This is a genomic window from Mitsuaria sp. BK037 (assembly GCF_014193045.1).
Lineage (GTDB): Bacteria > Pseudomonadota > Gammaproteobacteria > Burkholderiales > Burkholderiaceae_C > Roseateles.
On sequence record NZ_JACHYS010000005.1, the window covers coordinates 36,693 to 50,067 of the forward strand.

Below are 13,375 nucleotides of genomic sequence, written 5' to 3' on the forward strand. Positions count from 1 at the left end.
GGTGTGCGGAGTATAGAAGTGCGTTGCACGCACCCATAACACTCGACGCGAAATTGCAACAGTTCCCCGTTAGGGGTGGGATCCAGGCGGCAAAGGTGTAAGCAGACGGGCCGTCAGCACCTGTCCGGCGAGCAGTCCGACCAGCACGGCAAGCTGCCCTGCGGCCCCGAGCCTGTGGGCGTTCCAGAGGAACAGCGCCACCGCGCCGAGCATCAACAGGAACATCGCCGCGGCCGCCCACGCGCGCGAGGGCGCGACCGCCGGGTCGAAGAGCGCCCGCGCCCGGGGGTCGTAGCCGGGCGCTATGCGAGCACCGAGGCCGGGCTCCCAATGCGCCGGCTCCCACCAGAGCCGCAGCTTGTCCCGCCAGCGCAGCGTGCGTCGCATCTTGCCGATCAGCCGGGCGTAGACCTGGACGTTCGCCGTCCAGGGATTCCAGCTCCGCAGCGCGTCACGGGTGCCGTAGACGCAGGGCTCGTGGTCCAGTTCCTCCTGGAAGCTGCCGAACAAGCGGTCCCAGATCACCAGGATTCCGCCGTAGTTGCGATCGAGATAGGGGTCGTTGACGGCGTGATGCACGCGGTGGTTCGACGGGGAGCAGGACCAGCGGTCGAACCAGCCCAACTTGCCGATCTGCTGGGTGTGCACCCAGAACTGGTAGAGCAGGTCGACCAGGGCGACCACGGCGTAGACCAGCGGTGGGAAACCCAGGATCGCCATCGGCATGTAGAAGATCCATCCGACCAGCCAGCCGCTGCCGGTCTGGCGCAGCGCGGTGGACAGGTTGTAGTCCTCGCTCTGGTGATGCACCGCATGGGCCGCCCACAGCAGCGCCGTGGTGTGGCCGAGCCGGTGATGCCAGTAATAGAGGAAGTCGTAGAACAGCAGTCCCAGCAGCCAGACCCACCAGGCCCCCGCGTCCAGCTTCGCCAGCGCGGCATGCTCGAAGACCCAGGTGTAGATGCCCAGCGTGAAGAGCTTGGTCAGCACGCCCACGACCTGGCTGAGCATGCCCAGTGCGATGCTGCTGATCGCGTCGTTGAGCCGGTAGGTGTTGCGGCCGCGGCGCAGGCCGATCCAGTACTCCAGCCCGATCAGGGCGAAGAACACCGGCGTGGCCAGCACGATGATCTGTGCGTCGGTCATGTGTCTCCTCGATGAGCGCTCGATGCGGCGCTTCTGTCGATGTCGCGGCCACGGTCCGACGCCTGAGGCGTCCGGTCGCCGCGGTCCGCAGGCTCAGGCCTTGGCCGTCTGCGGCGCGGTGGGCATGAATCCGGGCACGCCGGGATCGTCCAGCGCCAGGCCGTGCAGGTGATGGTCGTCGTTCCAGCCCACCAGGCTGAAGCCTTGCGGTGAATGCAGCAGCCGGTTGATGCTGGCATTGCCCAGGACCCAGCTGCGCGGCGCCTGCAGGTCGATGCGGGTCGCGGCGCGATAGAGGCAGTCCAGGACGCCGCCGTGCGCGACGATGGCGATCGTCTGCCCGGCGTGCGCCGCGGCCAGCTCGGACACCACGGCGATGCAGCGCGCATAGAGCGCGGTCAGGCTCTCGCCGCCGGACGGCTCGAAGTCCGGATCGCGGCGGCGCCAACGCAGCGCGTCCTCGGGGAACGCGGCCTCGACCTCGGTCCAGAGCTTGCCTTCATGGACGCCGAACGCCCGCTCGCGCAGGCGCTTATCGTGGCGGACCTCCAACCCATGCGGCGCCGCGACATGCCGGGCGGTCACCGCGGCCCGGGCGAGGTCGCTGGCGTAGACCGCGTCGATCGCGTGCTCGGCAAGCGCGGCGCCGAGCCGCTCGGCCTGGCGCATCCCCATCGCGTTCAACGGCAGGTCGAGGTGGCCTTGCAGCCGGCCTTCGCGGTTCCACGCGGTCTCGCCGTGCCGGATCGCCAGGATCTGGGTCGATTCCACTCAGACGCCCCAGACCACATCGGCATTGGCGGATTGCGCGGCGCGCAGCAGCTCCAGCAGCGGCCACAGCCGCTGACGCAGCATCACCTCCGGCTTGGGCGGCGCCTTGCGGCCCTCGGCCTGCGCCTCCTGCGCGGCGCGGTCCAGCGCCTGCTGTTCCTCGGCGATGGCCGCCTCGCCGCGCGCGATCAGCGCCGGCAGGTCCCCGGCCTGGAAGATGCCCTGCGCCGCGGGCTCGCGTCCCAGCGCCTTCAGCGCCTGATCGCCATGGGCCGCCAGCATGATGACGTCGGCGCCCGCCTTCGACTTGAACTTGTACAGCACGCTTGTCTCCCGGCCGTCGACGGCGGCCACCGGCGCATTGTGCCGTCGTCGTTGGAACGCCAGTGGAGAGGTCTCCCGATCCGCGCCCGCGCGCGGCCGTCCGCGTCAGGCGCCGCGCAGCAGGTGCACCGACGCGCGCGCCGGACGCAGCACCGCGGTCTGCGCGCGCGCCGCCTGCCCGGCCTGGGCCTGCGCGGCGATCTGGGCATGGCGCTCTTCGAAGGCCCGCGTCTCCAGCGCCGGCGCGCACAGGAAGCCCTGGTACTCGTGGCATCCGCAGCGGGCGAGGAAGTCGCGCTGCGCCTCGGTCTCCACGCCCTCGGCGATGACCTGCAGGTTCAGCGCGCGGCCCATCTGCACGATGGCGTTGACGATGCCGGCGTCGCTGGCGTCGCCCGGCAGGCCCTTGACGAAGCTGCGGTCGATCTTGAGCCGCTGGATCGGGAAGCGCTTCAGGTAGCCGAGGCTGGAATAACCGGTGCCGAAGTCGTCGATCGCCATCAGCACGCCGAGCTCCGACAGCGCCTGCATGCGATGCAGCGCCTCGTCCGCGTCGCGCAGCAGCACGGATTCGGTCAGTTCCAGTTCCAGCAGCGACGGCGGCAGGTCATAGGCGCGCAGCGCCTGGGCGACCTGCTCGACGAACTGCGTCTGCTGGAACTGCAGCGCCGACACGTTGACCGCCACCGGCACGCGCAGGCCTTTCTCCAGCCATGCCGCCGCCTGCGCCACCGCCTGCTGCAGCACCCATTGGCCGATCGCGACGATGAAGCCGCTCTCCTCGGCGACCGGGATGAACTCGGACGGCGGCACGTCGCCGCGCAGCGGGTCGCGCCAGCGGATCAGCGCCTCGGCGCCGATCAGCTCGCCGGTCTCGAGCGACACCTGCGGCTGGAAGTGCAGCCGGAACTCGTGTTCCTGCAGCGCCTGGCGCATCGCGTGGTCCAGCCGCATGCGCGACAGCAGGTCCACGTCCTTGCGCGGCTGGTGGAAGCGGAACGCGCTGCGGCCGCTTTCCTTGACCCAGTGCATCGCGCGTTCGGCGCTGGCGAGCAGTTCCTCGGCGCTGGCGCCGTCGCCCGGGAACAGCGCGATGCCGGTGCTGCAGGTGACGGTGAAGCTCAGGGTGTCGAAGCAGAAGGGGCGCGACATCGCCTCCTGAACGCGACGCGCCGCGTGCTCCGCGCCGCGGGCATCGGCCTGATGGATCAGCAGCGCGAACTCGTCGCCGTCCAGGCGGGCGACCGTGTCGACCTCGCGCAGCGACTCCTTCAGACGCAGCGCGACTTCCTTGAGCACGCGGTCGCCATAGGCATGGCCCAGCGTGTCGTTGATCTGCTTGAAGCGGTCCAGGTCGACGTTGAGCAGCGCGAACGGGCTCGTCTCGCGCCGCGCCATGGCCTGCGCGTAGTCGACGCGCTCCATCAGCGCGCGCCGGTTGGGCAGGCCGGTGAGCATGTCGTTGTGGGACAGCTCCTCGATGCGCTGGTGCGCCGCGAGCTTCTCGCTCAGGTCGCGGAACGAGTAGACGCGGCCGATCGGCCGACCGCGGCTCCACTGCGGCAGCGACACGCGCTCCAGCACGCGGCCGTCGATCAGCTTGAGGTTGTCGCTGGTGTGCAGCAGCGGCGATTCCTGGATCGCGCCCAGGCGCATCGCGTAGGCGGCGCCGTCGACGACGCTGCGACGCATCCAGGCCTGCACGGCCTCGTCGTTGCGGTCGTTGAGCAGGTCTTCGGGAATGCCCCACAGCGACGCCAGCCGCTGGTTGAAGCTGCGGATGCGTCCCGCCAGGTCGGTCACCAGGATGCCGTCGGCGGTGGATTCCAGCGTCGCGCGCAGTTCGGCGAGCAGCGTCTCCCGCTCCTCGTCGTGTTGGCGCTGCTGGGTCTGGTCGCGCATGGCGACCAGCCACAGCCCGTCGCCCTGCGGCTGCGCCACGTGGCTGATGCGACGCGAGACCCACAGCATGCGTCCATCGGCGTGACGCATCATCGTGTCGGTGTGCAGGCTCTCGCGGCGACCGACGGCGGCGTCCATCCAGAACAGCGCATCCTCCGGCGTCGAGGCCAGCGACTCGACGCTCGCGCCGACCAGATCCTTCGATGCCATGCCCAGCAGCTGCTGCGACGCCGCATTCACCGCGACCACGCAATGGGTGCGCGCATCGACGAGCCACACCGCTTCCTGCAGGCCGTCGATCAACGGCAGGAAAGCGGTGTTGAACGCGGCGGGCGCTGCGACCGGTGATCGGGCGGGGAAGTTCACGCGGCCATCTCCCCGGGCGGCATGGGCTGCGGGCCGGCCGACTCGAAGAAATAGGCGATGCGGCTGCGCGGGCTGAGGTAGTCCAGCGATGCCCGCGGCAGTTGCTGCGGCTTGACGCTGCGGCGGATGCCGAGGTCGGGCAGTTCTTCCAGGTTCAGGACCAGGGCCTCCTCGCGCGGCACCTTGGCGTCATGGACCATGACCCGGGGCTTGAGCGGCCGCGAGGAGTTCACCGCCACGACCAGCGCATAGCGGTCGTCGGTCAGCTGCACGACGGAGCCCGGCGGGTACACCCCCATCATGCGGATGAAGGCATTGAGCATCGTGGCGTCGAAACGGCTGCGCCCCTGCGCGAACATCAGCGAGAGCGCCTCGTGCGGCGTCATCGCCTTGGAGCTGAGCAGCGGATTGCACAGCCCGTCGAAGCGGTTGACCAGTGCCACGATGCGGGCGCCGATGCTCATGCGGTCGGCGTTCAGGCGCTGCGGGAAGCCGCTGCCGTCGGCGTGTTCATGGTGCTGGGCGATGATCAGCAGCGGGCCGGCGCCCACCCCCATCTTCTGGCCCACCATCACGCCCTTGGCGACGTGCTGCTGGTACGCGGCGACCTCGGCGGCGGTGAAGCTGTCGTCGCGATGGCGGAAGCGGGGCGTCAGCTCCATCTTGCCGATGTCGTGCAGCAGCGCGCCCTGGCCGAGGTCCAGCATCTCGTCGCGCCCCAGGCCGAAGGCCCGGCCCAGCAGCATCGCGATCACCGCGACGTTCAGCGCATGCGCGGTGCCGCGGTCGCCGGCACCCTCGTTGAGCAGGCGGATGTTGATGTCGCCCTCGACCAGCATCTTGTCCAGCAGCGCGCGGGACAGCGCGGCGGACCGGTCGCGGGCGTCGGTCGGCTCGCGCGGCACCAGGTCGATCAGGTCGCGCAGGGCGGTGGCCGCCTCGGCGTACTGGCGCTCGCACAGCAGCAGCGCCTCGCGCTGCTCGGCCAGCAGCCGACGATGACGCTCGCGGGCATCGTCCTCGGCGTCGTGAGCGGCCTCGGCGACCACGGCCGGAGCGGCGGCCGTCGGCGGCATCGGCGTGGCTTCCAGCGGGAGCTCGCTCTTGCCCGGGCTCCAGCGCACCTGCTTCAGGCCCAGCCGGCGCAGGATCAGCAACTGCTCCTCCGAACTCAGCTTGAAGCTGCTGAGCGGGAAGGGATGCGACATCCAGCCGAGGTCGAGATGAATGAACATCCCCACTTTCAGCTGGTTCACATCGATGAGCGGATCGGCCGATCTGTCCTTCATTCTTGTAGTTCCGCGCCCGGTTCAGACGCCCTCGTCAGCAGCTTCGGCTGCCCAGGGCCGCAACTTAAATGAAAAGCGCGTCCATCGCGCGGCGCCGCGCATGATCCCGGACTGTGCGTGCAACTTGTCACGGGTTTTTCCTGAGGACCCCTATGATCCCGCGCAGCCCGCATTCTCATAAATATTCAGGAGACTTTCATGCATGCCTTTGTTTGCGATGCGCAGCGCACCCCTTTCGGGCGGTACGGCGGCGCCCTGTCGGCGGTCCGGGCGGATGACCTGGGCGCGGTGCCCATCCAGGCCTTGATGGCCCGCCATGCGGGGCTGGACTGGGAGGCGCTCGACGACGTGTTCTACGGTTGCGCCAACCAGGCCGGCGAGGACAACCGCAACGTGGCGCGGATGTCGGCGCTGCTCGCCGGCCTGCCGATCGCGGTGCCGGGCGTGACGCTGAACCGCCTGTGCGGCTCCGGCATGGATGCCGTCGGCACCGCGGCCCGGGCGATCCGCGCGGGCGAGGCGCAGTTGCTGATCGCCGGCGGCGTCGAGAGCATGAGCCGCGCACCGTTCGTGATGCCCAAGGCGGAAAGCGCCTTCTCGCGGGCGAATGCGATCTACGACACCACCATCGGCTGGCGCTTCGTCAATCCGAAGATGAAGGCCCAGTACGGCGTCGACGCGATGCCGGAGACGGCGGAGAACGTCGCCGTCGATTTCGGCATCGAGCGCGAGGCGCAGGACCGCATGGCGCTGGCGAGCCAGACCAAGGCGCTGGCCGCGCAGCGCAGCGGATTCTTCGATGCCGAGATCTGCCCGGTGACGATCCCCCAGAAGAAGGGCGAGGCGGTGGTCGTCCGCCAGGACGAGCATCCGCGCGAGACCAGCCTGGAGGCGCTGGCCAAGCTGAAAGGCGTCGTCCGACCGGACGGTAGCGTGACCGCTGGTAACGCGTCGGGCGTCAATGACGGCAGCTGCGCGCTGCTGATGGCCAGCGAGGCGGCGATCGCCCGGCACGGCCTGACCCCGCGCGCGCGGGTGCTCGGCATGGCCACCGCCGGTGTGGCGCCGCGCATCATGGGCATCGGCCCGGCGCCGGCGGCGCGCAAGGTGCTGGCGCAGGTCGGCCTGACACTTGAGCAGATGGACGTCATCGAGCTGAACGAGGCCTTCGCGGCGCAGGGCCTGGCGGTGCTGCGCGACCTGGGCCTTCGCGACGACGATCCGCGCGTCAACCCCAATGGCGGCGCGATCGCGCTGGGCCATCCGCTTGGCGCCAGCGGCGCCCGGCTGGTCATGACGGCGATCAACCAGTTGCATCGCTCGAATGGCCGTTATGCGCTGTGCACGATGTGCATCGGCGTCGGCCAGGGCATCGCGGTCGTCGTCGAACGCGTCTGAGCCTCTCCGCTTCGGCCCGGCGCCTGAGCGCGGGCCCAGGCGCCAATCAACGGCCACCCCGGATCGATACGGGGCGGCCGTTTTCAATAGTCAGACGATTGACTTCGCCGCCCTCGGTTGTCTGACCTCTTTTTGGTGCATCCAACCCCGCCAAGAGCGGCCTTGTGCGGCGTTTCGCCCATATCCAAAAGTTGGGGGCGCTAAAGAAATAGTCATGGGCGCCCGTAGGACCACGTAGGCGCCAATCGCACATCGCGTGGGATACTGACCGAGTTTGATGGCGCATACCGCTCATATATGTAGGGCGGCATCGTCACAGGCATGATGTCTGACTATTGACGGCTTGCTTAGCGACGCTCCGATCGCGATTCCGCGCACCTTTTCCCCGCTGACCGCCCGACCACACCGCTTCCCGCAGCCGGTGGGGCGCTGTGCGCAGCAAATGCACCAAAATAATGCATTGAGGTGCGAATAGCGGAACAAAACAATTGCCCTGGCAAACATTCTTCACAGGGTTGTCCCTATAGTTTTGGACATCACCTGCTTACGCCCAGCAGATTTGGGCGTCAAACGCACGACCACCTCCCCACCATGTCCGCTGCTCGAGCCCACGATGAAGACCTGACCGCCATTCCGGTGGTCGCCCCCTCCCCCGAAGCTGAAGTCCGCACCGGTCCGCTGAAACGCGACCTGGTCGCCGGCCTGGAAAAAGGCCTGGCCGTGATCGAAGCCTTCGATCAGGAACGTCCCCGCCTGACCATCAGCGAGGTCGCCGGCCGCACCGGCCTGACCCGCGCGGCCGCCCGCCGCTACCTGCTGACGCTGACCCACCTGGGTTTCGTCTCGCAGGACCGCAAGATGTTCGCGCTGACCCCCAAGGTGCTGCGCCTGGGCCAGAGCTACATGCACTCCGCCCGCCTGCCCCGCATCATCGAGCCCGAGCTGCACAAGCTGGCCTATGCGATGAAGGAAGCCTCCTCGGCCGGCGTGCTCGATGGCAACGACGTGATCTGCATCTCCGCGACGAGCGCGGGCCGCGTGGTCTCGCCGACGCTGCAGCCGGGCACCCGCGTGCCGGCCTACTGCACCGGCAATGGCCGCGTGCTGCTGGCGGCGCAGCCGCAGGCGGAAGTCGATGCCTTCATCGCCCGCCAGGAGTTGACCGCGCTGACCCCGCACACGATCACGCACCCGGAGCGCCTGCGCATCGAGATCGCCCGCGCCCGCGCCCAGGGCTACGCGCTGATCGACCAGGAGCTGGAGCAAGGCCTGCGCTCGGTGGCCGTGCCGCTGAAGAACTACAAGGGCGACACCGTCGCCGCGATGGCCATCAGCGTCCACGCCACCCGCATGAGCATGGAGCAGATGGTCGAGCACTGCCTGCCCCCGCTGCTGCAGGCGCAAGCGCATCTGCGCATGCTGCTCTGAGGCCGTTGCGGCTCAACGAAGAAGCGCCCCGAGGGGCGCTTTTTGCTTGTGCGACCGCAAGGGTCGCGTTCAGGCCCAGAGACGCTGGCGCAGCAGCGGACTGATCCGGTAGCGCTCGCTGCGATAGGCCTCGAAGAGCCCCTCGAGCGCATCGACCACGAGCGGCGCGCCCAGTTGCGCGAGCCACTCGAAGGGCCCGGCGGGATAGTTCACGCCCAGCTTCATCGCGGTGTCGGCGCCGGCCTCGTCGCAGACGCCCTGCCAGACGGCATCGGCGCCCTCGTTGATCAGCATCGCGATCGTGCGGGCGACGGCCAGGCCCGGCAGGTCGCGCAGCACCAGCGGCTCCCAGCCGAGGCGCCGCAGCAGCGTCTCGGCATGGGTCTGCTGGACGTTGTCCACGCGCGGCCCGAAGGCGATCGCCAGCCCCTCGATCCGATCGGGCGCGAGCGGCCAGTCGATCACCGCGAGGCCGGGTTGGCTGCGCTCACGCGCGAGCTGGGCGGCGCAGCGTCCGCGCGTGAAATGCAGTTGAACGCCTTCGACCGCGACGCCCTGCCAGTCAGCCGTCTCGTCGCGCTCGAACGTGAGGCCTCGGGTCGCCATCCAGCCGCCCAGCAACTCCACCAGCGGGCCGCGACCCGACAAGGTCACCGCGCCGACGTCGCCATCGATCACCGCGACAGGCGCGGCGCTCTCGGGCGTGCCCTCGTAGAAGCCCTTCCCTGCCTTGCGTCCGAGGCGTCCGCCATCGACGAGCGCCTTCTGCACCAGCGAGGGCTGATAGCGCTTGTCGCCGAAGTTGGCTTCGAAGACCGACTGCGTGACCAGGTAGTTGGTGTCGTGGCCGATCAAGTCCATCAGCTCGCAAGGACCCATGCGGAAGCCGGCGCCGCGCAGCGCGCGATCGAGCTGGGCCGGACTGCCGGCCTGCTCCTGCAGCAACTGCAGCGTCTCGGCGTAATAGGGGCGCGCGATGCGGTTGACGATGAAGCCGGGCGTCGACTTCGCATGCACCGGCGTCTTGCCCCAGCGGCGCGACAGCGCCTCGATCGCCCGCGCGGCGGAGGCATCCGTCTCCGCGCCCCAGACGACCTCGACCAGCTTCATCAGCGGCACCGGGTTGAAGAAGTGCATGCCGACGAGCCGGCGCGGATTCGCCATGCCGTTGGCCAGCGCGGTGATGCTGATCGACGAGGTGTTGGACGCGATCAGCGCGTCGGGCGGCAGCAGCGCGTCGAGCTCGCGCAGCAGCGCCTGCTTGGGTTCGAGCTTCTCGACGATCACCTCGATGACGAGCGCGGCGTCCGCCAGCTCCGCGGTCGAGGCCGCCGGCGACAGGCGCGCCAGCGCCGCGTCGCGCGCGTCCTGTTCCAGGCGGCCCTTCGCCACCAGGCCGTCGAGCGCCTTGCCGATCTGCGCGATCGCCGCCGCGGCGGCGCCTTCGCGCAGGTCCATGAGCCGGACCGGATGGCCCGCCTGCGCCGCCACCTGCGCGATGCCCGCGCCCATCACGCCGGCGCCGATCACCGCCACCGGTGCCTGCGCCGCGTCGGCGCTCGCGATGCGCCAGGTTCCCGTCGATGCCGTCATTGCTGTCTCCATCATCTGTTTCGAATCTTGTGCGCGGCGCTGCCTCGCCTTCAGGACGCCGCGTCGGTCTTCGGCACCCAGGCTGCGGGGCGCTTGCCCAGGAAGGCCGCGAAGCCTTCCTTGGCTTCGGCCCCCATGCGCACGCGGGCGATGGTCTGCGCGGTGAGTTCACGCACCTCGCCGTCCACCGGCCCCACGTCGAGTTGCGCGAACAGCGCCTTGATCTCGGCCTGCGCCTGCGGGCCGTTCATCAACAGCTCCGCGACCCAGCGCTCGACGGCCGCGTCGAGCCCGCCGGCGGCATCGCTCTCCACGACCTCGTGCAGCAGGCCGATGCGCAGCGCCTCGGCGGCGGGAATGCGGCTGGCGGTGAGCGCGAGCCGGCGCGCCTCGCGCGGGCCCACGGCATTGACCACGTAGGGGCCGATGACCGACGGCAAGATCCCGAAGCGCGCCTCGCTGACCGCGAACTGCGCGCCCGCCGCGGCGACGGCGATGTCGCAGGCGAGGGTCAGGCCCACGCCGCCGCCCAGCGCCACGCCGTGGACCTTGGCGATCGTCGGCTTGGGGCAGCGCGCGATGCGGTCCAGCATGGCGGCGAAGCGGCGCGCGTCCTCGACGTTCCAGTCCTGCGTCGCTTCCGACGCTCGCTTCATCCACTGGAGGTCGGCGCCGGCGCTGAAGGCCTTGCCGGCGCCTTCGAGCACGACGATCCGCACGGCGGGGTCCCGGCCCAGGCGGTCGAAGGCGGCGTCGAGGTCCGCGATCATGGCCTCGTCGAAGGCGTTGAACACCTCGGGCCGGTTCATCGTCACGCGCGTCACGCCGCGCGCATCGGTCGCCATCTGCAGGGTTTCCACGTGCGAGTCTCCTTGTGATCGGCGGAGTATCGCAGCCCGACCGGTCGGTCGAAAAAGCCCCTCACGTCCACCCGGACCCGGACTCGGACTCGGACTCGGACTCGGACTCGGACCCGCCGAGCCGAGCCGTGCCGCGGGAGCGCCCCGGTGGGCCTCAGAAGAATGGCGACGCGTCGAGCGCCACGGCGGGATCAGTCCTGCCAGACCTCGTGCACCAGCTCGCGCAGCGCCTGCAGCGCGTGGTCCTCGGCCTGTTCCTGCTGGAGCCAGCACAGCCAGGTCTCGTCCTGCCAATGCGGCCAGATGCGCAGCTCGCCGGCGTCGACCGCCGCCTGCGCCTGGTCCTTGCGTAGCACCGCGGCGCCCAGGCCGCTGGCGACCATGCCGCGCACGGCGGCCTCGGTCTCCGCCATCAGGCTGTGCGGCGGCTCGCGGCCGGCGCTCTGGAACAGCCGCTCGGCCGCCGGACGCAGGCCGCAGTCGGGCGGCGTGCCGATCCAGGGCAGCGACAGCAGCGCCTCCCGCGACACCGGCCACGCCCGGTCGGCGAAGCGGCGCGGCACCGCCACGGCCAGTTCCATCCGGCGCAGGCGCTCGACCACCAGCCCGTCGGCCACCTCGCCGTCGTAAAGCACGTAAGCGCAGTCGACCTCGCCGCGGCGCAGCGCCTGCACGCTGTGCAGCGACAGGCGCTGCATCAGCTGCAACCCGATGCCGGGATGGCGCTCCGCCAGCTTCACCAGCACCTCGCCCAGGCGCAGCGCCAGCGGGTCGGTGACGGTGCCCATGCGCAGCCGCCCCTGCACCTCGCCGCGGATCTGCGCGGCAGCCTGGCGCAGGCGCTGCGCCGCGTCGAGCGTGCGGCGCGCTTCCTCGGCCAGCTTCTCGCCCGCGGCCGTCAGCGTCATGCCGCGCGAGCTGCGCTCGAACAGCTGCACGCCCAGCTCCTCCTCCAGCGCCTTGATCTGCGCGCTCACGGCGGGCACGCTGGTGAACACCTTCTCCGCGGCGCGGGTCAGGTTCCGTTCGGCCACGACGGCCAGAAAGCTCTTCAGCTGGTACAGCTCCATGGGGCGGGATTGTGACCAGCCGCCGGGCCGGCCGCGTTCGGATTCTTCAAACGCCTGTTCCAAACAAGCGCATGGACCGCGCGCGGGACGGCGCCCAGACTGCCCTCCCATCGCAGTTGCCAAGAAGGCCGGTCGCCATGACGCCCACCTCCTCTCCCATTGCCGCCACCGTCGCGATGCTGTTCGCGGCGATCTCCTGGGGCAGCCTGTTCCTCGTCGGCAAGCCGGTGCTGGGACGGCTGGACCCGGTCTGGTTCACCGCGGTCCGCTACCTGCTGGCCGGCGTCGGCATGACGCTGCTGGTGATGCGCTTCGGCCAGCGCCCTTGGGACAAGCTGAGGACGCACTGGGTCACGCTCACCGGCCACGGCGTGCTGGGCTACGGCTTCTTCGGCGTGCTGGTGCTGGAGGGCCTGAAGCTGTCCCTGCCCTCGCACGGCGCGGTGCTGATGGCCACGATGCCGATGACGACGATCCTGCTGCGCTGGCTGCTGGACGGCCACCGGCCCGGACTGGGCGTGGCCGGCGCGGCGGTGCTGGCGCTGGGCGGCGTGGTGATGGTGTCGGGCGTGCTCGGTCGCGGCGACGGTCCGCCCCACATGCTGCTGGGCGACGCGCTGACGCTGCTGGGCACGATCGGCTGGGTGCTCTACACGCGAGGCGCGGCCCGGCTGCCCGCGCTGAGCCCACTGGAATACACCGGCCTGACCGCGATCGCGGCGCTGCCGTGGCAACTGCTCTTCGCCGTCGCCATGACGGCCGGCGGCTGGGTCGAGGCGCCTAGCTGGCAGGACCTGACGCCGGTCGCGCCGCACCTGCTCTACATCGCCGCGGTGCCGACCGTCGCCGCGGTCGTGGCTTTCAACTTCGGCGTGCGGCAACTCGGCGCGTCGCGCGGCACGCTGTTCCTCAATGGCGTCCCGGTCTCGGCGCTGCTGATGAGCGTCGCGCTCGGCCAGCATCCGGCGGCGCAGGAGTGGATCGGCGCGGCGCTGGTGATCGCGGCGCTGACCCTGAGCACGCGCGCTCCCGCGCCGGCCCCGCGCCCATTGCCTCAAGAGGGCGTGAAGACGCGGGCGGCGGCCGGTGCCGACGGGCGTTGTCCAGCCACTTGAAGGGCCTGCCGGCAAGCTGGAAAGCCCCGGTGCGACGGCCGCCACAAGCGGCCTCATGGCTTTTGTCACGGGTCTGCCTTGTGGCATAGGCTTCCGGCTCCGACGGGCCCGGC

At 70.1% G+C, this 13,375-nt stretch carries 11 protein-coding genes; 3 read left to right on the forward strand and 8 right to left on the reverse strand.

The features are described 5' to 3' along the window. Window positions 1-69: 69 nt before the first annotated feature. The 5 genes from FHT37_RS24740 to FHT37_RS24760 all read right to left on the reverse strand — a co-directional run bounded on the left by FHT37_RS24740 (window position 70) and on the right by FHT37_RS24760 (window position 5,798). The gene (locus tag FHT37_RS24740; protein WP_183485847.1) at window positions 70-1,146 is read right to left on the reverse strand and encodes a sterol desaturase family protein; all 1,077 of its coding nucleotides are present in this window, start codon (window positions 1,144-1,146) and stop codon (window positions 70-72) included. Between the two features lie 93 nt (window positions 1,147-1,239). Beyond that, window positions 1,240-1,917 (reverse strand): histidine phosphatase family protein, encoded by a 678-nt coding sequence (locus FHT37_RS24745; protein ID WP_183485850.1) that lies wholly within the window; start codon window positions 1,915-1,917, stop codon window positions 1,240-1,242. After that, entirely contained in the window at window positions 1,918-2,241 is a 324-nt protein-coding gene (locus FHT37_RS24750; RefSeq protein ID WP_183485852.1) for a DUF1840 domain-containing protein, read from the reverse strand. 105 nt (window positions 2,242-2,346) lie between these two features. Beyond that, on the reverse strand, window positions 2,347-4,509 hold the full coding sequence (locus FHT37_RS24755) for an EAL domain-containing protein (RefSeq protein ID WP_310739789.1): 2,163 nt from the start codon (window positions 4,507-4,509) through the stop codon (window positions 2,347-2,349). Next, the gene (locus tag FHT37_RS24760) at window positions 4,506-5,798 is read right to left on the reverse strand and encodes an HD-GYP domain-containing protein (RefSeq protein ID WP_147240327.1); all 1,293 of its coding nucleotides are present in this window, start codon (window positions 5,796-5,798) and stop codon (window positions 4,506-4,508) included. The genes FHT37_RS24755 and FHT37_RS24760 overlap by 4 nt, the downstream gene beginning before the upstream one ends. 198 nt (window positions 5,799-5,996) lie before the next feature. Here FHT37_RS24760 and pcaF point away from each other — a divergent pair, with 198 nt between their 5' ends. Together pcaF and FHT37_RS24770 are read left to right on the forward strand one after the other, a co-directional pair. Further along, complete coding sequence (pcaF, locus tag FHT37_RS24765; protein WP_183485855.1) at window positions 5,997-7,196, forward strand: 3-oxoadipyl-CoA thiolase; 1,200 nt, start codon at window positions 5,997-5,999, stop codon at window positions 7,194-7,196. A 591-nt stretch (window positions 7,197-7,787) separates the two neighbouring features. After that, the gene (locus FHT37_RS24770) at window positions 7,788-8,624 is read left to right on the forward strand and encodes an IclR family transcriptional regulator C-terminal domain-containing protein (RefSeq protein ID WP_091731190.1); all 837 of its coding nucleotides are present in this window, start codon (window positions 7,788-7,790) and stop codon (window positions 8,622-8,624) included. A 69-nt stretch (window positions 8,625-8,693) separates the two neighbouring features. Here FHT37_RS24770 and FHT37_RS24775 read toward each other — a convergent pair whose 3' ends face one another. From FHT37_RS24775 to FHT37_RS24785, 3 genes are all read right to left on the reverse strand, one after another. After that, complete coding sequence (locus tag FHT37_RS24775; protein ID WP_183485858.1) at window positions 8,694-10,217, reverse strand: 3-hydroxyacyl-CoA dehydrogenase; 1,524 nt, start codon at window positions 10,215-10,217, stop codon at window positions 8,694-8,696. Between the two features lie 50 nt (window positions 10,218-10,267). Continuing rightward, window positions 10,268-11,062, reverse strand: a complete 795-nt coding sequence (locus tag FHT37_RS24780; protein ID WP_147239802.1) for an enoyl-CoA hydratase-related protein — start codon at window positions 11,060-11,062, stop codon at window positions 10,268-10,270. A gap of 206 nt (window positions 11,063-11,268) precedes the next feature. Continuing rightward, a complete protein-coding gene (locus FHT37_RS24785; protein WP_183485861.1) occupies window positions 11,269-12,147 on the reverse strand; it encodes a LysR family transcriptional regulator in 879 nt (292 codons plus the stop codon). Between the two features lie 137 nt (window positions 12,148-12,284). Between FHT37_RS24785 and FHT37_RS24790 the strand changes: the two genes are divergently transcribed. Beyond that, window positions 12,285-13,262 carry a DMT family transporter gene (locus tag FHT37_RS24790; RefSeq protein ID WP_183485865.1) on the forward strand — a complete coding sequence of 326 codons (978 nt, stop codon included), beginning with the start codon at window positions 12,285-12,287 and terminating at the stop codon, window positions 13,260-13,262. Window positions 13,263-13,375: the final 113 nt, after the last annotated feature.